The 20,209-nt window shown below is 41.4% G+C and carries 17 protein-coding genes; 7 read left to right on the top strand and 10 right to left on the bottom strand.

The genetic code is table 11. The features are described from left to right. The first annotated feature begins 175 nt into the window (after positions 1-175). From C9J47_RS20080 to C9J47_RS20095, 4 genes are all read left to right on the top strand, one after another. A complete protein-coding gene (locus C9J47_RS20080; RefSeq protein WP_107255090.1) occupies positions 176-3,016 on the top strand; it encodes a hydrogenase expression protein HypA in 2,841 nt (946 codons plus the stop codon). Between the two features lie 341 nt (positions 3,017-3,357). After that, a complete protein-coding gene (asnS, locus tag C9J47_RS20085) occupies positions 3,358-4,758 on the top strand; it encodes an asparagine--tRNA ligase (protein WP_107255171.1) in 1,401 nt (466 codons plus the stop codon). Positions 4,759-4,890: 132 nt separating this feature from the next. Continuing rightward, complete coding sequence (thiM, locus tag C9J47_RS20090; protein ID WP_107255091.1) at positions 4,891-5,715, top strand: hydroxyethylthiazole kinase; 825 nt, start codon at positions 4,891-4,893, stop codon at positions 5,713-5,715. Continuing rightward, a complete protein-coding gene (locus C9J47_RS20095; protein ID WP_425440611.1) occupies positions 5,706-5,894 on the top strand; it encodes a thiamine phosphate synthase in 189 nt (62 codons plus the stop codon). Before thiM ends, C9J47_RS20095 begins: the two co-directional genes overlap by 10 nt. Before the next feature lie 44 nt (positions 5,895-5,938). Here C9J47_RS20095 and C9J47_RS20100 read toward each other — a convergent pair whose 3' ends face one another. Continuing rightward, positions 5,939-6,409 carry a YehS family protein gene (locus C9J47_RS20100; RefSeq protein ID WP_107255092.1) on the bottom strand — a complete coding sequence of 157 codons (471 nt, stop codon included), beginning with the start codon at positions 6,407-6,409 and terminating at the stop codon, positions 5,939-5,941. A 274-nt stretch (positions 6,410-6,683) separates the two neighbouring features. Here C9J47_RS20100 and C9J47_RS20105 point away from each other — a divergent pair, with 274 nt between their 5' ends. Next, a complete protein-coding gene (locus tag C9J47_RS20105) occupies positions 6,684-7,460 on the top strand; it encodes an enoyl-CoA hydratase (RefSeq protein ID WP_107255093.1) in 777 nt (258 codons plus the stop codon). A gap of 99 nt (positions 7,461-7,559) precedes the next feature. Here the strand turns inward: C9J47_RS20105 and C9J47_RS20110 are convergent, their stop codons facing one another. Next, the gene (locus C9J47_RS20110) at positions 7,560-8,942 is read right to left on the bottom strand and encodes an MFS transporter (protein ID WP_107255094.1); all 1,383 of its coding nucleotides are present in this window, start codon (positions 8,940-8,942) and stop codon (positions 7,560-7,562) included. Between the two features lie 529 nt (positions 8,943-9,471). On the opposite strand from C9J47_RS20110, the gene C9J47_RS20115 reads away from it, so the two are divergent. Beyond that, entirely contained in the window at positions 9,472-10,662 is a 1,191-nt protein-coding gene (locus tag C9J47_RS20115) for an amino acid aminotransferase (RefSeq protein WP_107255095.1), read from the top strand. A 129-nt stretch (positions 10,663-10,791) separates the two neighbouring features. Here the strand turns inward: C9J47_RS20115 and C9J47_RS20120 are convergent, their stop codons facing one another. Continuing rightward, on the bottom strand, positions 10,792-11,097 hold the full coding sequence (locus C9J47_RS20120; RefSeq protein WP_006233675.1) for a hypothetical protein: 306 nt from the start codon (positions 11,095-11,097) through the stop codon (positions 10,792-10,794). Between the two features lie 321 nt (positions 11,098-11,418). Continuing rightward, complete coding sequence (locus tag C9J47_RS20125) at positions 11,419-11,829, bottom strand: MarR family transcriptional regulator (protein ID WP_107242722.1); 411 nt, start codon at positions 11,827-11,829, stop codon at positions 11,419-11,421. Between the two features lie 498 nt (positions 11,830-12,327). Between C9J47_RS20125 and C9J47_RS20130 the strand changes: the two genes are divergently transcribed. After that, on the top strand, positions 12,328-12,993 hold the full coding sequence (locus C9J47_RS20130; RefSeq protein ID WP_245903550.1) for a DUF2982 domain-containing protein: 666 nt from the start codon (positions 12,328-12,330) through the stop codon (positions 12,991-12,993). 5 nt (positions 12,994-12,998) lie between these two features. Here the strand turns inward: C9J47_RS20130 and uhpC are convergent, their stop codons facing one another. The 6 genes from uhpC to mepK all read right to left on the bottom strand — a co-directional run bounded on the left by uhpC (position 12,999) and on the right by mepK (position 20,084). Then, on the bottom strand, positions 12,999-14,342 hold the full coding sequence (gene uhpC, locus C9J47_RS20135) for an MFS transporter (protein ID WP_107255097.1): 1,344 nt from the start codon (positions 14,340-14,342) through the stop codon (positions 12,999-13,001). A 64-nt stretch (positions 14,343-14,406) separates the two neighbouring features. Then, complete coding sequence (gene uhpB / locus C9J47_RS20140; RefSeq protein ID WP_107255098.1) at positions 14,407-15,987, bottom strand: signal transduction histidine-protein kinase/phosphatase UhpB; 1,581 nt, start codon at positions 15,985-15,987, stop codon at positions 14,407-14,409. Further along, positions 15,987-16,595, bottom strand: coding sequence for a response regulator transcription factor UhpA (uhpA, locus tag C9J47_RS20145; protein ID WP_107255099.1), 609 nt, complete (start codon positions 16,593-16,595; stop codon positions 15,987-15,989). Before uhpA ends, uhpB begins: the two co-directional genes overlap by 1 nt. Positions 16,596-16,812: 217 nt before the next feature. Then, the gene (uhpT, locus tag C9J47_RS20150) at positions 16,813-18,213 is read right to left on the bottom strand and encodes a hexose-6-phosphate:phosphate antiporter (protein ID WP_107255100.1); all 1,401 of its coding nucleotides are present in this window, start codon (positions 18,211-18,213) and stop codon (positions 16,813-16,815) included. Between the two features lie 428 nt (positions 18,214-18,641). Beyond that, the gene (locus C9J47_RS20155; RefSeq protein WP_107255101.1) at positions 18,642-19,295 is read right to left on the bottom strand and encodes an MBL fold metallo-hydrolase; all 654 of its coding nucleotides are present in this window, start codon (positions 19,293-19,295) and stop codon (positions 18,642-18,644) included. A gap of 240 nt (positions 19,296-19,535) precedes the next feature. After that, the gene (gene mepK, locus C9J47_RS20160; RefSeq protein ID WP_107255102.1) at positions 19,536-20,084 is read right to left on the bottom strand and encodes a peptidoglycan L,D-endopeptidase MepK; all 549 of its coding nucleotides are present in this window, start codon (positions 20,082-20,084) and stop codon (positions 19,536-19,538) included. Positions 20,085-20,209 lie beyond the last annotated feature (125 nt).

Raw genomic sequence — 20,209 nt, forward strand, 5'->3', positions numbered from 1 at the left:
CATCATCAGCCAGATCGTAAACCCGCTTCTCACTACCTGTCTCACAATAATCTCAAATATTAGAATTCGTTCCATAGCCAAGATCGACTCTCTCCTTTTACACAAAATAATTCCCCTATATCTATACTCAGCAAAAATAAAGACACATAAAAATTTACCAATTAGGGAAGTCAGCATGCGCAATTATCTGAGTCTATTACTCTGTGCTGTGGCATTGGGTTTATTACAAGCCTGTGGCGGCGGAGGACCTGAAGATCCTGTTGCAGCAGCACCTACAGAACAAGCACCAATATCTACCCGCTTCAATATCAGTGTCGATGTACCGATTGGTGTTAACACAGCCTATCAATCAACGCCTGATATCATAAATAGTGCCTATGCCGATGCACTCACGAGTCTTAGTGAACGTAATTTTGCTATTGTTCTGATTGATGCTGAAGGTAAAATCTATCGACAAGCTGATATAACCCATTGGGATGAAGACCCAGTAGGAACGTATATTATCGATGCCGATACGCTTACACGTTTCAATGCTGTTGTTCTTGTTAGCCGCTTCAATACCCCTGATTTTACCATTGGTGAAGCACTGCCTGATAATGTCTTTATTGCGCCACTCCTCTCTACCGATGTTGCTGTCACGCTCAGCTCAACACTTGCCTACTTATCTGTTGCACAAAAAGTAGTTAATGATGAAGATTGGGGAATATTTAGTGAGGTCGTTTCTGATCCTGGCTTTATCGAATTACGCACTGCCACAGAAATGTTTGATGAAATAGGTGCCGAACTCAACAATATTTTAGTTTCTCAAATTGGCTTAAGGGGAATAACCGTTGAAGAGATGATGTCATTAACCCTTGTTAAAGCAATGACATCAGGCTTAATTGAACGTAAATATACTGAGCAAACTAGCGCAATTTCAGACGTACAAGCGATTTTAACGGAAGGATTCTGGCAGCTAAAAAGTCAAGCATCTAACGATGGTAATAACATCAATGCCGACCATACCTCTTATGACGGACAAGAGAGCATAACCGCTCAATATAAGTGGGAGAAAAATGATGATGCAGACATCGCATTGAATGAATATTTCACCTATTTCAGCGGCACAACCGCATTCAGTGACAATGATATTACGGAGCAAATTCTTACCACTGAAGGTTGGGTTGGGCTGTACGATTATTTACAAGTGCTGTTTATTACACCAAGAACCGCTATTTTGACCAATGCAGCACTCAATAACGATGATGATAAAGGGCTGACACTTGAAGTTAATGCTTACTCGCTAACTGATAAAAAAATGTATGACTACTTAGCGACAGAAGAGAATCATCGACTGACTAAATACATAAAAGAAGATGGCGTGTTTGAAGAGGGTGCATACGGCTTTTATTTCACATGGAAGCCTCAAACAGACCAACACCTATTATGTAATAACCGAAATGATGTTGCTGATTGCCGTGTTGCACCTATCATCGCCCCGCTTCTTTATTACACAGACCTTGACGATATCTTTACCAACGAGCCTAGCGAAACATTCTTAAACGTTAATGGTTTTAAAATCTCAGATAATATCGTGGCTGAATTTATTAGTAATGAGTTCAATACCGTCTTTTACTGGTACAAGATTGCAGGTGATAATTGGCAAGTTCAAGCCGAAGGTACATGGGGCTCAGTCAATACATTTGGTAAAGAGCTCATTCGCTTCGAGGTCCCCAATCTTATTACCCAACTTGATGCAAGTTATGACTTCGATACACGCCAACTGTTCTTAGTGAATGATAAGAATTACATCAATATCGGTGAAACACTCCTCGATGGTGAACAATCTCATTTTTCAGCATTTAACGTTGCAGCTAAGGAACAAATCTTTGCCCTAGCGACACGAGACAACCTTCCAAGTTTTGGTCTGTGTGATTATGGCAATACATCTAATGCGAATGAAGATAAATACCTTAATGCTGTGACTGAATGTGGTGGCGATGATCGTTTTAATACTCAAACCATTAGCGAATTAATCGATCAACATATTGTTCAAATCACTTCTGAAGGTGAAATAAGTACCATCATTTTAAAGGAAAATAATAATTGGGAATTTTACAAAAATAGCGTTAAAGAAGACATTGCCAGAACATGGTCTTTAACAGACGATGGCTATTTACGTATGGATTGGACATCACCAGCCAGTGATGAAGATTTCGATTATTGGGCAAGAACGAACCGCGCTCTAAACGATAAATTACATGTGATAAAGGCCTATTCAATTAACGATGACGGTGTCGGGTCCCCCTCTAAAACGGTTTATTCTAAAATAGTAAAAGAATACGCACCCGATCAGCTTTTAGCCTGTGATACCAATGATTCTGGTTGGAGCTTTGACACCATAGCCCCAATCACCAAACAATCACTGACTCAATACACAACGCAAACAGCAGCCTGCCTTGTTAGCTGGGAGCAAAAGACCACTCGTTTTACAGAAAATATGTTGCTTAATGATGCTGGTGTTACCGGCGATGACCTTGCTTTAACGTTTGCTAGTGATAGTTCACGGTATTTAAAACTCACAGACAATTTTGACGGTGACTACTTCAAAGGTTCATACGGCGATACTGATGGTTGTGGTTTTAACTTCGAAATCAGGTGGCAAATTGAAGATGATGGCACCCTTTATTATCAAGCACTTGATGGTTCAATGAATGAGCGAATTAAAGTCACAGAATCTGATGGCCTGCACTTTGCGATTAAAGCCTTTAATCACCAAACACGTTGGCAGAGTGATGAAGCCTTAATGTACACCACGCAAGAAGGTGAAATGTGGAGTGATATTGTGACCTTAGTCCGCGCTGATGACATACCTGAAGCAGTCATCATTCCACCACCTCCTCCACCTGAGCCTGAAGTGCCAGCAGAAGGAGAAACACCAGTTGATCCGCCAGCAGAACCTGAAGTCCCCCCAGTACCTGCAAAAGGGACTATTTTGAATGACGGTCAAACCTGTGAATACCTTAACCAAGCCTAAGCCACTTAAATGATAATGATCAGGCAAGGATACTTGCCTGATTTTTTTATCTATATTTATTTCGCAACTCGTTATACCTACCTGATTGGATGACGCCAGCCTCAGTATCACCATTTCTGGTTAAATTACGCACAATAACCTCAACATTAAGAGATTCGTGCAATTATTAGGCAGCAATCATAGCGTCTAGAGCGATTACTTTCGCTATTTACGCTTTCAAGTGATAACAAAGCTTGATGCCTGACGTAAGAAAGGTAATATTGATTATTCGGAATGTATTTTAAAGCACGACTTATCTTTAATGATGAAGTATGAGTGCCTTAACGGAGAATATTTTAAACATGACTTACGCGCCTGTAACAGACGTACTAAGCGGAAAGCTAGCAGTAGACAGTGAAGTTACTGTTCGAGGCTGGATCCGTTCACGTCGTGATTCCAAAGCTGGGATCTCTTTTCTTGCCATTTATGACGGCTCTTGTTTCGACCCGATTCAGGCCGTGGTCCCGAATGAGTTAAATAATTATCAAGAAGAAGTCCTAAAACTAACTACTGGTTGCTCTGTTGAAGTAACAGGTAAAATTGTTGAGTCTCCAGCTAAAGGTCAAGATTTTGAGCTTGCTGCAACTGACGTTAAAGTTGTAGGTTTAGTTGAAGACCCAGACACATACCCAATGGCGAAAACTCGTCACTCAATTGAGTACCTTCGTGAAGTTGCGCACCTACGTCCGCGTACTAACATGATTGGTGCTGTAGCGCGTGTACGTAACTGTCTGTCTCAGGCAATTCACCGCTTCTACCACGAGCAAGGTTTCTTCTGGATGTCAGCTCCACTTATCACAGCGTCTGACTGTGAAGGTGCGGGTGAGATGTTCCGTGTATCAACACTTGATATGGCTAACGTTCCGATGACGGACGCTGGCGAAGTTGATTACGATAAAGACTTCTTCGGTAAAGAAACATTCCTGACAGTTTCTGGTCAGTTGAACGCTGAAACTTATGCCTGTGCATTAAGCAAAGTATACACATTCGGCCCGACTTTCCGTGCTGAAAACTCAAACACCAGCCGCCACCTTGCGGAATTCTGGATGGTTGAACCTGAAGTTGCTTTCGCCGATCTTGATGACGCAGCGAAACTGGCTGAAGACATGCTTAAGTACGTATTCAAAGCCGTACTTGAAGAACGTCGTGATGACCTTGAGTTCTTTGCACAGCGTATCAACAAAGAAGCAATCACTCGTCTAGAGCAGTTTGTAACATCTGACTTTGCACAAGTTGATTACACTGATGCAATCCAGATCCTACAAGATTCTGGTCGTAAGTTTGAGTTTGATGTTGAATGGGGCATTGATATGTCTTCTGAGCACGAGCGCTACCTTGCAGAAGAGCACTTCAAAGCACCTGTAGTTGTTAAAAACTACCCGAAAGGTATCAAAGCATTCTACATGCGTATGAATGACGACGGTAAAACGGTTGCTGCAATGGACGTTCTAGCACCAGGCATCGGTGAGATTATCGGTGGTTCTCAGCGTGAAGAGCGTTTAGATCTTCTAGATAAGCGTATTGCTGAAATGGGTATCGATGCAAGCCACATCGAATGGTACCGCGACCTACGTCGTTACGGCACCGTTCCTCACTCAGGCTTCGGTCTAGGTTTTGAGCGTTTGGTTACTTACGTTACTGGTATGCAAAACATCCGTGACGTAATTCCGTTCCCACGCGCACCACGTTCTGCAAACTTCTAATTTGAAATTGCAACTAACGTAAATTAAAAGGCTGCCTTCTGGTAGCCTTTTTTGTAGGTGTTATTGTTGGTTAGTAATAAGCCTTAGTTGGTAATAAACACTGGCTAGTAATAAACAAAAAGGAATGGATGCATGAAAAAGTGCGACCTCGATTACACGCAGTCTATCTGCGATGCATTAAATACGCTGCGCCAACAAAAGCCACTCGTGGTCAATATTACTAATTACGTCGTCATGAATAATACCGCCAATGCTCTGCTAGCGATTGGTGCCTCTCCTATCATGGCGCATAGCCAAGAAGAAATGGCTGAGATGATGGGCTTTGCAGGCAGTTTAGTGATCAATATTGGTACCTTAGACTCAGTCTGGATTCCTCGTATGATCTACGCAGTAGAACAAGCCAACGCCAATAATAAGCCCGTCATACTCGATCCTGTCGGTTGTGGGGCAAGTGCGCTACGTACTAATACCGCACAGCAGATTGTGGCATTAGCCGATCAATTGACTATTCGTGGTAATGCATCTGAAATTATTGCTCTTGCAGGCGAACAAGCTCAATCGAAAGGCGTAGATGCACTCGATAGCAGCGATAAAGCCGTTCACGCGGCACACCACCTTGCGACACAAAATAACTGTAGCGTCGTGATCTCTGGTGCTACAGATTATATTGTTACCACAACAGCAACCATTGCGCTTAACAACGGCCATGAAATGATGCCTTATGTGACAGGGATGGGCTGCTCTCACACAGCTCTTACTGGCGCATTCGCCGCTATTGGAGAGCCTACAGGCTTAGCTGCAACCGCTGTATTGGGTATTGCAGGAGAGATAGCAGCTCGTGACGCAGCAGGACCAGGTAGCTTACAAGTAAACCTATTAGATACGCTCTACCATCTTGATGAAGCTGTATTACGAGAATACATTCGCATTAATCTTGTTGAAGACGGATGTCACTAAAAGGTCATGCTATCTTCCCGACGCCAACCAAAACCGACACCGTCTATGCGTGGGGAATCAATAGCTTAACCAAAGTTGTTAAAACCAGTAAATTACCGCTGGTCGCCATTGGTGGTATTAACAAAGAGAACATTCAAACAGTCGCCAAAACACACGTGTACAAAAAAGGTTACCCATAATAGGTAACCTTTTTATCTGTAATACTTACGTATTTACTTTCTCTTTATTCAGCTGATTCTGGACGAATATCTAGCTGAATACCTTGTAAGAAGTTACGTAAAATTTGATCTTTACATTCACGGTAGTGCTTATTGTCTGGCTTGCGGAAGAACGAGCTAAGCTCATGCTTACTTACATCAAACTCAACTAACTTCAAGATATCAATGATATCTTCAGCTTTAAGGTTTAAAGCAATACGCAGCTTCATGAAAACCATGTTATTTGTTAGGCGTTTTTCAGGCTCAACTTGAGGACCTTCTTTTTTACCGCGCTTAACATTGATCAAACCATTTAAGAAAGTTGCTAATTCAATATCACGAATTTTTACAAAATCTGAATCATCATCTTTCTTCAACCAATTGCTGACCTGCTCGCGCGTCACCTCAAGTTCAGCAGAGCCGAAGATTTCAATCATCTTGCTGTCGTTAAAATCAAAGGTAAAGCGAATACGGCGCAAGATATCGTTATTGGTCACAAATATGTCCTAGTTCAATGGCAGCAGCATCACAATGATCCACTGCAAAGTTAGTAGCCGAGTATTTTAACAGATTTCACCACAACCTCACCACTTTCTCGTCTTCCAGCGATTAAATTATCAAATTAATAGATAAGAAAAACGCATTACAGCTTATTGATCGCGTCAATATCTGGCTGAGGTAGCGTTACCGATGTAACTATAAAGTTAAACGTATGTTTGAATTTGTGCCAAAATAGTGAGGGTGAAATAAATTATAGAATGGAAGCTTACTATGTCTAACTTTATTAGCGTTCAATATGACCAACATATTTATACTATTTCAATTGATCGCCCTAATGCTAAAAACGCACTCAATATCGACATGTACACAACCTTAGCGAATATACTCATTGAGGCTAATAACGACGATAGCGTACGAGCAATATTATTAACCCACACAACCGAAGTATTCTGTAGCGGTAATGACATGCATGATTTTTTACACATGTCTCAGGGTACTTTAAACAATAGCGACAGCCGCCAACAGGTTGAGCGCTTTATGGTTGCCCTACTCAACTGCCGTAAGCCCATTGTAGCAGCCGTGAATGGCGCAGCTATCGGTATTGGAACTACCCTACTCCAATATTGCGATTTTGTGTTTTGCTCGCCTCACACTCGCTTTCAGACCCCATTTACGCCCTTGGGCTTATGCCCTGAATTTGCTTCTAGCATTCAGCTCGAAAAAATCATTGGCACAAGAAAAGCCAAGGCAATGCTCATGATGGGTGAGCCAATGATGGCAAGCGAAGCTGAAGGCCTCGGTTTCGTTAATCAAGTGGTTGATAGTCCATTCCACAAAGCGCAAACCTACGTCAAACAATTAGCGAGTCTTCCCCCTAATGCCATGCGCAATACGAAAGCCTTATTAAACGCATCATCAATCGAGCCATTATTAGCCTGTATTGAACTAGAAAATCAGCTGTTGTTTGATTTATTAGCACAACCGGAGGCAAAAGAAGCCATTTCGGCATTCCTTGAGAAACGCGCGCCTGACTTCAGTCAATTCTGAGCCAGCGCTTCTCAAACTGAGTATTCACAACACCGAACGTGCTTAGAAATAGACAAGCCGACGAATCGTCGGCTTGTTTGAGTGTTATAGCGAAATAATTTAAGCCGTTGTAGCTTGCGACTTCAGCATTGAACTACGCTGGGTTGCTGACGGTATTTTATTTGGTTCATCTTCATCTTTCACGAAAACAACCAACATACCTGCAAATACCATTGATGCCCCACCTAAGACGATTGCCATCATAGTGTCACCGTTAAAGGCCCAGCGAGTAAAGAAGCCCAGAATACCAGCAGCTAGAATTTGAGGTAATACGATAAAGAAGTTAAACACTCCCATGTAGAATCCCATTTTCTTTGCAGGCAACGCACCAGCAAGAATTGCATAAGGCATACATAGAATACTTGCCCATGCTAACCCTATACCCACCATGTTTAGCATCAACATATTAGGTGATTCAACTAAAGACACCGTTGCTAAGCTGATACCACCAATAATTAAGCTCAGGCTATGTACAAACTTACGGCTTGTACGTCTTGCAAGCCACGGCAGTGCAAATGCAGCCAGTGCAGAAATACCGTTATAAGCCGCGAAGCATAACCCCACCCAGTCAGCACCTTCGTTGTAAAGTGCAGAGCTGCTATCTGTTGCACCAAAAATTTGAGAGGTTACCGCTGAGGTGGTGTAAATCCACATTGCAAATAAAGCAAACCAAGAGAAGAATTGCACCAAGGCTAGCTGCATCATGGTTTTAGGCATAGCACGAAGATCAGTCAGAATCTCTTTCATACTTGCTTTTTCTTCGGGTTCAGATGCCATTTTCACATCCGAAATATCTTCACCGTTGAATACAGCTAATTCTTTCGGGGAATATTCTTTGGTGCGATAAACCGTCCATAAAATAGAACCTAAGAACACCACTGCGCCACAAATGAACGAGATTTTAACAGACGGTGGTACTTCACCAACAGGTGCTGTATTCGCAACATTGAATACGTTACTCAGCACATATGGCATTGCAGAAGCAATAACAGAACCCACACCAATAAAGAAGGTTTGAACCGCAAAGCCTTCGGTACGTTGATCGGATGGTAGATTATCAGCAACTAACGCTCGGAACGGTTCCATCGACACGTTAATTGATGCATCTAAGATCCACAACATACCAGCCGCAACCCAAAGATAAGGTGAATACGGCATAACGACTAACGCTAGCGATGATGCTATTGCACCAAATAAGAAATATGGACGTCGACGCCCTAGCGGCGTCCAGGTTCGATCACTAAAATAACCAATGATAGGTTGTACAAGTAAGCCTGTAAGTGGTGCTGCAATCCATAGGATAGGGATTTGATCAATACTCGCACCAAGGGTTTCGAAAATTCGACTGACATTGGCATTTTGTAAACCAAAACCGAATTGAATCCCCATGAATCCAAAGCTCATATTCCATATTTGCCAAAAAGATAGGCGTGGCTTTTCCATTTCTCTTTCCCAAAGTAATTCCAATTCTCTTAAATGATCGTCTTTTACTTTTCGACAATCACTTAAGAGAATTGGAGCATTCCTTTCAATCTAACCACTCTTAATATTCACTTAAGTAATGATCTAACAGTAAACAAAGCTTTTTTATACTTTGGATACATAACCTGATAAAAATCATTGTATTAGAACGATTTCTTTCGGGGTGCAATCCTATGACAGACACTAGCCTACCAACCGTGATCAGACTCACATCAACAAGTTGCAGTTGTAATTATTTTGGTTAAATAACTACATTTATGGTAACTCTTCGGCGAATTGAACGCTAAATAGCCATTTGAGTGGTAAAGTTTCAACAAGAAAGGAGAGGGGAAATATTGATGATATGTAGTAAAAGTTAAGCAAAAGTTCTAACTAAGGCGTGCTACAGATTTTTTTACCGCCAAATTGTTACAATTTCTTGTCAACAATCCACTGCAAAGGGTATAAATAGACTACTAAACAAATTATTTCTTAGCATGGATGATCACTAATGTTTGAAAAAATCACTGCAGCGCCCGCCGACCCTATTCTTGGCTTAACTGATGAGTTTAAAAATGATGCTCGCCCAGAGAAAATTAACTTGGGTGTCGGTATCTATAAAGACGAGTCAGGAAACACGCCAGTACTTGCTACAGTAAAAAAAGCAGAAGCTATTTTGCTGGAAAAAGAAACGACTAAGTCATACTTAGGCATTCCTGGTACAGCAGAGTACGGTCTTGCCGTTCAGCAGTTATTATTTGGTACTGACGCTACTATTATTTCAGACAAACGTGCTCAAACAGCACAAGCTCCAGGTGGTACAGGCGCACTACGTGTTGCTGCCGAGTTCATTAAACGTCAACTTGGCGATATGAAAGTATGGATCAGTAACCCAACATGGGCTAACCACATCGGTGTATTCGCGGCTGCAGGGTTAGAAACGGCCTCTTACTCTTATTACAATGCAGAAACTAAAGATATCGATTTTGATGCCGCTTTAGCTGATCTTGCAAACGCAAATGAAGGCGATATCGTTTTACTACACGGTTGCTGCCACAACCCAACAGGTATCGACCCTGTTGAAACTCAGTGGCACCAGCTAGCGGCGCTGTGTGTAGAGAAAAAGTTACTGCCAATGTTCGACTTTGCATACCAAGGCTTCGCAGTGGGCGTTGAAGAAGATGCACAAGGTCTGCGTATTTTCGCCGAGCAATGTTCAGAGCTATTAGTCGCTAGCTCTTTCTCTAAAAACTTCGGTCTATACAACGAACGTGTTGGCGCATTCACTCTTGTGGGTACGACTGCAGAGCAAGCTGCAACAGCATTTAGCCAAGTGAAAAGTATTGCTCGTGTTATTTACTCGAACCCGCCGGCGCACGGTGCTGCAATTGTTACCCAGATTCTAAATGATGAAGCATTGCGTAATGAGTGGGAACAAGAAGTCGCTGATATGCGTGATCGTATTCAAGAAATGCGCACGCTTTTTGTCCAAACATTAAAAGACTGTGGTGTTGATGCTGACTTCAGCTTTATTGAACGTCAGAATGGTATGTTTTCGTTTTCTGGTCTAAACAAAGACCAAGTAAATCGCCTAAAAGAAGAGTTTGGCATTTACATTGTTGGTTCTGGCCGCATTAGTGTTGCTGGTATGACAAAGAACAACATGCTGCCATTATGTAAAGGTATTGCCGCAGTACTTTAAGAGCTCTCTATTACTCTAAATAATCGGGTAAATAAAAAAAGGCGCTAATCAGCGCCTTTTTTACATTTTTACGAATAACCTAACTGCTTTATTATAATCGTTTTGTTGATGCGACTGCTGTAGCGCACATTAGCCAGATTTACCTAAAGGTAGCACATTACAAAAAAGTTCCCTTTCATACTGAGTCTCTAATTGTGCTCGCCAAGGTTTTGTTGATATAGGTACTAAATAAAAAGTTTCGCGTGTTGTATCTGTAACAAACGCCATGCCATGTCTCATTAACTCGTAATGAATATCATGAACAAATCCAAGCGAGAAGCTCTGCCTTCCCGTCAATTGATTAATATCATCGCGCGTTAAACATACCCCTTGCTCATCTTCAGCAAAACGATTACGAAGCCAGTCAGAAAATTCTCTAGCACTTATCATTGTCATAAAAGATTGCCTCCGAGTGTCATGGCTAGGTACCTGATAAATTTCACTTCGTTATCAATAGTTATAGCAGAGAGACAAAAAATAGTCATTTTTGTGACATAGCTAAAGGTATCAATCAATAAAACAAGGAAATGAATAGAATTCTAATTAACAAGAAATAACGAGGTAAGCCGCATGATAGAAGGGACGAATAAGGATAACAAGCACAGGGATTATGCCAAAGTCTTATAAGTAAGAATAATGAAAAAAGATTGGAATTTAGAGGTTGAAAAAGAATGGGGACACCCGCTTCTTAAAATTAAGAAGCGGGTTTAGCTATAATTAAGCCGCTTTATAAAGCACTTTATTACCTGCTAATTGGATACGCTCAACTAAGCCTTCTTCAGCTAGTTTTTTAAGCGCACCAGTGGCCCATGAAGCCGCTTTCGCATCTTCTTGGCCAGCCTGAAGACCAATACCTTTCGGATTTAGGCCTTCTGGATTGCTAACAACAATATCCAGTACTTGTTGTTGCTTTGGAGTTAAAGACACTTGAGCCGCAGCAGGTGCTGTAGCTTCAACTGGCTTTTGCTCTTCAACAACTTTTGACGCTGGTACAGCAGCTTTAACTGTTTCTGCAGTTGATGCTTTTTTTACAACAACTTTCTCAGCTGTTGGCTTTGCTACCGCTACAGTCGCTTTAATACGCTTTTGTAACTTAAGCTGAACTTTACGTTTGTGAGAGATTCTCATTAAATTTCCTACTCCGTTGCACTACTTTCAGTCACCACTGTTCCAGCGGGAAAAAGTAAGCGCGTGTTATACCAAGTATGTTAGAGGAATGCCAGCAAACGGTTATTTAACATGCAACAAAGCCTGACTTTACTCAAAAATAGAAGAGAAGTTCTCACTTTTAACAAAAAGATCGCTCAATTAGTGACAAAATCATTCCTACTGCTGTGATGTTTTTCTGTTGTAAAAATGATAATCAAATAGGGTAAACCATTGTGAAATGGTTAATTAATACGATAAGAATGAAGATGAACAGCCTATTAATCGACCTGTTGCATAGTTTACTTGCTTTAGAGGCTATTTCTCGGAATATTTCATCTGTAATTGAGATTCGGTTCGATTAGGCAGATATGCCAAGATTACACCATACTATTTAAAGTGGTTATTTTAATCGTATAACCCCTAAATACATGATATCGGCTACTTTAAAAACTCTGATTCAAACATAAGAGAACGCGATTGAATACGGTATATATAAAACCACCAGTCCCTAAATCAGGGGCATACTTGATGATATTTAGCCTTGTGGCATTAATGCTGCTTGGTGTTGGTGTGTTTTTATTTCCACAAGCCAATGGTGCCGCTATAGCCATTATTCTTATCATATGCATTACACTTCTTATCATCGCGTTCAAACAAGCTAATGATACCGAACTGTCTTTCACCCTTACTTTTATGCATTTGCAATACCATAGTCCAACGGGGGGATGGGTAACAAGGTGGCAGAATATTAGCGAAATTGGTCCTGCAACTATTTCAAAAGAAGGTTGGCATCAAGCCTTGCCATGGGCGGGGGTGAAAATTAAAGATTACGACGAATTTTTAAATACAATTTGCCCTCGGATCGCCAGTGAAATACTGATAGAGCAGCGAGGGCTATTGATATTGGCGTACAAGCAATTAACGCCCCCACCCCATGAAATCGAAGATATGCTTTTTGATGATACCCATTACATTACTTCCAGCGGTAAAAGAATGAAGGGATTGCTAGCCATGTTGGCAAATAGGATGCGATACAACCGTGAATTACTTGGTTACGATTTTTTTATTTCAGAAGACGTACTCGATAGACCAATAAATGATTTTATTGGTCTGACGCGGCAATATATTGCGCACTCTCGCTAATCACACTATCTATATTTGGGTATAGCTGCAGCACTTACATCTGACGTTTGTGCTTTTAAGAACGGTAACAACAGTAACCCGACGACTGCTGCGGCACATGAAATAACCGTAAAAAAGCCAGCCCAATGGTATTGCTCCATAACTAACGCTAGAGGATACCCAGCTAAAGCCGCCCCCATATAAGCAAAAAGGCCAACAAAGCCTGTAGCAGCGCCTACAGAGTCTTTATGTGAGCATTCTGCAGCAGCCATACCGATCAACATCTGAGGTCCGAAAACAAAAAAGCCAATTGCAAAGAAACATCCCGCTTGAAGCACAAACCCAGTCATCGGCATTAACCACAAAGCCGCAACCGATAAAAAGATCCCAATGGCAAAAATCAGGTTCATGGGACCACGGTTTCCATCAAATAATTTATCTGACCCCCAACCAGCAACTAAAGAACCAACAAAACCACCGACTTCGAATAACGACAAAGCAGCATTCGCGGTAATTAGACTGTAATGATGTTGCTCAGTCAGGTAGAGGTTACCCCAATCATTGATAGCGGTTCGCACGATATAAACAAGAACATAGCTAAAAGCGAGCAACCAAATGTACTTATTATTTAAAACGTATTTCTTCAATATTTCAGCGTTAGTTAAGCCTAATCCTTCATTTTCTTGCGCTAGCTCTAGCGTATCATTACGCCAATGCCCAACAGTAGGCAACCCCAATGTCACAGGTTTATCACGCAAGCGCCAACAAAGAAACAGTCCTACAAAAACCGCTAAGATACCGGGAATAATAAACCCATATCGCCAGCCGTAATGCAGCGTTACAACACCCACAAGTAAAGGGATCAGCGCTCCCCCTACATTATGTGCGGTATTCCATAAAGACCACCAAAATCCACGTTCTGAACGGGAGTACCAGGTTGTCAGTAATTTGGAGCAAGAGGGCCAGCCCCACCCTTGAAACCACGCATTAACCATCCACAATAAGGTGAACATAACGATAGAACTAGAAAAGCCAAAAAGAATATTCACGATACCCGTCATAACCAATCCTATTCCCATAAAATAGCGAGGGTTTGACCGATCAGACACGATGCCAGATAGAAACTTAGAAACACCGTAAGTAATATAAAAGAGTGTACCCATTAAGCCAATATCTGACTTATCGAGCCCTAAATCAGCGATCATTGCTGGCATCGCGTAATTAAAGCTTTTACGAGTGAAGTAAAACAAAGCATAACCCGCATACATGGTAAACATAATATGAAAGCGCCAGTACTTATAAAGCTCATCAATTTGCTTTGGATCTTTCACTGGCTGTACATGCTGTTCCGACTTTAAAAAACCGATCATATATTCAGGTCTTCATTTGGAAAATAAATAATGTGTCATAAGAAACGTATTGAACGTTCATGATTTAAAGCTTAGGTAATACAACATGTAATGCTGTACCGGGCTGTTGGGTGCCAGAATCACTACTAAGGGTAAATTCCCCTCCTAAGGCTTGCACCCTTTCTTTCATTCCACGTAAACCAAAACCACGTAACGTCTCTTCAGGTTTAAACCCCACACCATTATCTTTTACGGTTAAGTAGACATCTTGCTCGAAGGTTACTGTGATTCTGGCTTCAGTCGCTTGTGCATATTTCACCATATTATTTAATGCTTCTTGGCAAATTCGGTAGAGTGTTACGCTGGTCGCATCGCTTAAATCTAAATCAACATCCGTCGGTTCATTCCAAATAATGGTTGTCGAAATCCCATTGGCTTCGCACTCTAACTCGCGCACTAACTGGTGAATTGCTTCTTCTAAACCAAGGTCGTCTAATGTTTTAGGCCGTAACTGCGTTAATAACCCTTTCGTGGTGTCATAAATATTCAATGACAGGCTTTCAATGGTTGATGCGCAACTCTCACCCATAGGGGTATTTTCAACCCGCTTTAAAATGCTGGCTTGAGTACGAATAGCGGTAATATTTTGCCCTATTTCATCATGCAGTTCTCGGGCGATATCTCGACGCACAGACTCTTCAGCTTTTACTAACTGACGGGATAAATTGTGATTACGATTTAGCTCATGTCTGAGTTTTTGATTCAATTCACGCTGGCGTTGAATACCCATACCCAACAATATTCCCGTTAAACTTTGCGCAGAAAGTGATAATAACAGGTCTGTTATTTCCATATTACTCACGCCACTACGGGCAGCAATTAAGGCGACACTGTTCAGTAATGTACCCAATAATGCTCCCTGCCATCCGTAACGAAAAGCGAGCAAAATAATAGGTATGGCTAAACAAAATGGCGCAAAGCGACGTAATTCTTCGGGTAATCCAACTTGAGCGGCAATACTTAATGCAAACAACACAACATAGATAACCACGTGTCTGCTTCTTAGCTCAATGGGTTTAGATACAAGATTAACCGTTAAGGGGACCCACGATTTCTGGAACAAATAGCTCCAGATTAAATAGCAGCTTGGCACCAGCATTAGACCGCCAGTCACGCTTACAAGAAATACCATCCATAATGAATACAGTGGTGCAGTGTTCAATACGGCGTCTTGTGCACCCAGCACCTGTAAGCTAGGCATTTGTAAACTAAGTATTTGTGAACTAAATACTAATACATTCAATAGTGCCGTTGACAAAATGACCGCGCCCATAACGCACAACCGACGCCATTGAGAGCCATAATAATATTGTTGTGCAAACCAAATAATTGGCACACTTATCACGCTGGCCACAATCACTGATAGCCATTGCGACTGTTCAAGTAAAATAGCCAATGACACCATTAGCCACCATTCGGCACCGTAAACCGCCAACCAATAACGTTTGGGGGTATGTAACACGGTGCCAAGGCGCAGAGCAAAAGGAAAAAGTAAAATCGCAAGCTCTGGATCCATGATGAAATAATAGGAAAGCACCCATAAGCAAAACCAGCTACAAGATATCAGTAACCAGCCACATAAGGATGTGATGCCGAAATTACGCATTACACAGTTTCACTCTCGAAGCATTTCGCAAGCTCTACATTGTTTTTGACATTCAACTTATCCATGGCATTAGCGCGGTGCACATGAACCGTTTTATGGCTTAGACCAAGACGAATAGCAACAGCTTTAACATCTAAACCTAGTGCTAACATTTCACCTATTTGACGCTCACGTTTGGTCAGTTGCTCAATGGGCTGTCGGCTACGATTAGGAGTCACAAGTTTCATTGTAAGATCGGGCGTTAAATAACAGCCCCCACTCGCCACCGTTCGAACGGCTTGTATGAGCTCGTCAGGACTACACCGTTTGGTTAAATATCCTCTCGCACCCGACTCTAACGCTTTTTCTACAATTGCCGCTGAATCATGAACGCTTAACATAATGCAAGATATACCAGAAGGAAGATCGGCTAATAATGAAAGGCCACTTTCATCAGGCATCGAGATATCAAGAATACACACATTAGCGTCTGAACCCGGTAAACCTTTGCGCGCTTCTAAAGCAGAACCAAACTCGCCAACAACATCAATATCAGCTTCCAGTGATAAGAGTTGAGCAAACCCTGAACGGACAATAATGTGATCATCAACCAATGCAACTTTGATCATCTGAAGATACCCAAGAAAATGAAAAAGGAGGCTAAACTACATCCATCCTACATCGCAAGCAAGGTAGAAAAGAGACAACTGAACAACCAACATGATATTTCACGGTTTTATTTTTGGTTGCTCTTTATTATCAGTAACCATTTTGTTCTAAATACAAAAATAACCCATACAAAAAAGCCACCCGTTAGAGGTGGCTTCTTTTTATGTATTCTTCAAATTACGCAGCGTCTGTTGCTAACTGCTGTTGAAGACGCTTTTCACGGCGAATTTTTTTCTCTTCGGCAATTGCCACGAAAAGTAATAACCCGATACAGATCGCTGCTGACGTATCTAATGCAGCAAATGTACCTTTCCAACCTGTTAGACCAAAAATAGGCGTGCCATCAGCAATCATACCTAAGCCTAATTTTGCAAAGCTATCACCAATTAGGTATGCAAACGTGCCTTTTACACCATCAGCTACACTGATTGCTTTTTTCGGTACAAAGCCTACAGCAGCAACACCGATTAATAGCTGAGGACCAAATACTAAGAAGCCAAGAGCGAATAATGAACCAAGGTACATGTATTCGTTCGTTGCATTCTGGTAAAACTCAAGTGTAAAGATAATGAGTACTAATGAAACACAAGCAACGATTGCACGGCGACCGTTTGCCAAGTCAGATAAGTAACCCCACATTAACGTACCAACTAATGCACCGACTTCAAATAAGGTAAATCCTGTGATTGCAGTTTCTTTCGATAAACCCAATTCTTGATAAGCATATACCGTAGACCATTGATCGATACCAATACGTACCACGTATAAGAAGATATTCGCGAAACAAAGTAGCCAAATCACTTTATTTTTCAGCACGTATTCCATGAATATTTCGCGCTTCGTCATTTGGTTTTCTTCAGCTTCTAGATCTTCTGCACTCGCCTCTTCACCAAATAATTCTTCTGCGGTGCCTAAGCCATAAGCTTCAGGTGAATCATTACCGTAACGTAGACCAATAAAGCCAACAACTAGCGCAATAATAGATGGGAAGATGAACATACCAATAACGTGGCCGTCAAATAGGTAATTCGAACCAAATAATGCAACACCCGCAGCGGCTGCACCACCGACATTGTGAGACATATTCCACAGACCAAGGTACGAACCACGCTTGTTACGCGGAGTCCATTTAGTGATTGTAGAATAACTTGAAGGGCCACCCGTACTTTGGAAAAAGCCGCTTAAGCCATAAAAGGCAATCATCAAGAATAAGCTAACACCTGAACCGCCCATGCTGACACTGAAGCCCAGCATTGCGATACCTGACAGAATCAACATGAATGGAAGAAACTGTTTTGTATTCTTTCCGTCAGCGTAATAAGAAACAACGGTTTTACCTATGCCGTAAGTAATTGAGAAACCAAGGCCAATTAAACCAAGCTCTGTCATCGACAGGCCATAGGTAGAGATCATGTCATTTTGGGCAACGTTAAAGTTCTTACGAATTAAATACATTGCCATGTAGCCAATAAATACAACCAAGTACGATTGAATAAATGGCTTAAACCACATTTTACGGCGTTCATCTACAGGCAGATCTAAGGTCGGTTTTCTGACCTGTTCCAACAATTTAAACATGTGAAACCCTCTACAAATTTGTTCAAAATAAGCCTGCTTACTGAATGTTATGAACATTACGTAGCATTCAGTAAGCAGAATCGCTGGATATCATCAGGGCTAGAATAATTATTATTTGTCCAGCGGTGGCAAATTCAAAACAGAACACATATCGGGGGAAAGTGTTCTATAACAAAAGCCAAAAGCAATGATGAACCAGATATGTTGAGAATTTTAAAGAGTACGAAGAAGGCTGGCTTGAGAAGGCGACCTAAAACAATTAGGAATAATTCCTAGTTCTAGATGTTTTGTCAGAAAAGCGTGAAAGTAATCACACTTTCATTGAGGATAAGTAACACGGCGAAACACATGATAAAAAAAGTTGATACGAAAGTAAGGAGATTCTACGTGCTCATCCCCTTATTTTTAGATACTTGTCTAAATTGGACCTAGTACAATGGCATCTCATCAGCAACAAACGGGTTAGATACACGCTCATTACCAAAAGTAGACAACGGTCCATGACCCGGAACAAAAGTCACATCATTACCAAGCGGCCACAGTTTGCCTTTGATGGAATCGATCAATGTTTGGTAATCACCTTGAGGGAAATCTGTACGCCCTACACCACCTTTAAACAGCACATCACCCACAAATGCCACTTTTGCATCATCATTAAACAAAATAACATGACCTGGGGTATGGCCTGGTGTGTGAATAACCTGAAGCTTCTGATTACCAATCGTAATTTCATCGCCTTCAGATAGCCACTGAGTTGGTGCAAAAGCTTCAGTTAACGGGAAACCAAACATCTCACTCTGGCGAGGTAAACCTTCAAGCCAGAATGCATCATCTTTATGAGGACCAATAATAGGAACATCTAATTCAGCGGCTAATGGTGCAGTACCGCCAACATGATCGAGATGACCATGGGTCAACAACAGTTGTGTCACATCCAAACCAAGCTGCTGAATTTTTGCTTTAAGAAGGTGGATATCGCCACCTGGATCCACAATCGCCGCGTCTTTAGTTTCATCGCACCAAACAATAGAACAATTCTGTTGGAATGGGGTAACAGGAACAATTTCAAACTGGAGACTCATACGTCCTCTTTTCCTAAACTGATACCATTCTTGATAAGTACTTGTCGAGATTGGCATAACATAAAAACTAGGGGCAAGAATGCCATGGTTACTGCCAAAAGGGAATGAAGAGTAGTTATATCGAAGGCTTAAAGAGGCGAAGAAACATTAAATATATTGAGAGAACAAAGAAAATAACATCAGAAAAAAGCGTATAAAGCGAGAGAGTTATCCCTCGCACTCAAGCATGAATAGGCTATATTACCAGCGCCGAACGGGGCCTGTATCAATATGAACAAAATTACTTTTAGGGTAATAACCAACACCACCGAGTTGTAAATCGATGGCAGCTTTGCGCACTTTAGATAAAGACACGCCTTCTAGGTTAAAATCTATCGCTTGACCTTTCATGTGATAGCTCTTGGTTGCCACGCCACCTTTCTTTTGTAACATCTTATTGGTTGCCGGAGAGCGGTAACCTGAAATTATACGCACTTGGCCTTTATGACCTAAGTTTGCTTGAATTTCAGTAATGGCATCAAAAAGACGTTTATCCATTTTAGCCACTTCATTTTGTCGGAAATCACGGCAGATATTATCAATACGTTTTAACTCAGTTTTGATGTAGCTTTCACCGTTAAAAAACTCACTATCTATATCTTCACCAGTATGAATATTACACAGTGAAATCTTACGCGGATTGGTGGCTTTAAAAGGGCTCGCAATCGCCATACCTGGCACTAGACATGCACCTAACGTGAGTCCACCAGCAATCAAAAGCTGACGGCGCATGTAATCAAAATCAGACATCGAAACAAAACCAAAATCAAACGAATAAAAAGGTGTACTACTTAAGTAGCTCAAGCAAGATAACGTTCAGGTAAGGTTCAGTCAAATAGCAAAATGACAAAAAAACACTGCTTTTTTATCAAAGC

The sequence above is a fragment of the Photobacterium indicum genome (genome assembly GCF_003026215.1).
GTDB lineage: Bacteria > Pseudomonadota > Gammaproteobacteria > Enterobacterales > Vibrionaceae > Photobacterium > Photobacterium indicum.

Coding starts and splice junctions, on each gene's coding strand:
- asnS (WP_107255171.1), top strand. CDS start 3,358: ATGACTTACGCGCCTGTAACAGACGTACTAAGCGGAAAGCTAGCAGTA.
- uhpA (WP_107255099.1), bottom strand. CDS start 16,595: ATGATCAAAGTTGCATTGGTTGATGATCACATTATTGTCCGTTCAGGG.
- C9J47_RS20115 (WP_107255095.1), top strand. CDS start 9,472: ATGTTTGAAAAAATCACTGCAGCGCCCGCCGACCCTATTCTTGGCTTA.
- C9J47_RS20155 (WP_107255101.1), bottom strand. CDS start 19,295: ATGAGTCTCCAGTTTGAAATTGTTCCTGTTACCCCATTCCAACAGAAT.
- C9J47_RS20120 (WP_006233675.1), bottom strand. CDS start 11,097: ATGACAATGATAAGTGCTAGAGAATTTTCTGACTGGCTTCGTAATCGT.
- C9J47_RS20105 (WP_107255093.1), top strand. CDS start 6,684: ATGTCTAACTTTATTAGCGTTCAATATGACCAACATATTTATACTATT.
- C9J47_RS20125 (WP_107242722.1), bottom strand. CDS start 11,829: ATGAGAATCTCTCACAAACGTAAAGTTCAGCTTAAGTTACAAAAGCGT.
- uhpC (WP_107255097.1), bottom strand. CDS start 14,342: ATGATCGGTTTTTTAAAGTCGGAACAGCATGTACAGCCAGTGAAAGAT.
- uhpB (WP_107255098.1), bottom strand. CDS start 15,987: ATGCGTAATTTCGGCATCACATCCTTATGTGGCTGGTTACTGATATCT.
- C9J47_RS20080 (WP_107255090.1), top strand. CDS start 176: ATGCGCAATTATCTGAGTCTATTACTCTGTGCTGTGGCATTGGGTTTA.
- C9J47_RS20110 (WP_107255094.1), bottom strand. CDS start 8,942: ATGGAAAAGCCACGCCTATCTTTTTGGCAAATATGGAATATGAGCTTT.
- mepK (WP_107255102.1), bottom strand. CDS start 20,084: ATGTCTGATTTTGATTACATGCGCCGTCAGCTTTTGATTGCTGGTGGA.
- C9J47_RS20095 (WP_425440611.1), top strand. CDS start 5,706: ATGTCACTAAAAGGTCATGCTATCTTCCCGACGCCAACCAAAACCGAC.
- thiM (WP_107255091.1), top strand. CDS start 4,891: ATGAAAAAGTGCGACCTCGATTACACGCAGTCTATCTGCGATGCATTA.
- uhpT (WP_107255100.1), bottom strand. CDS start 18,213: ATGTTTAAATTGTTGGAACAGGTCAGAAAACCGACCTTAGATCTGCCT.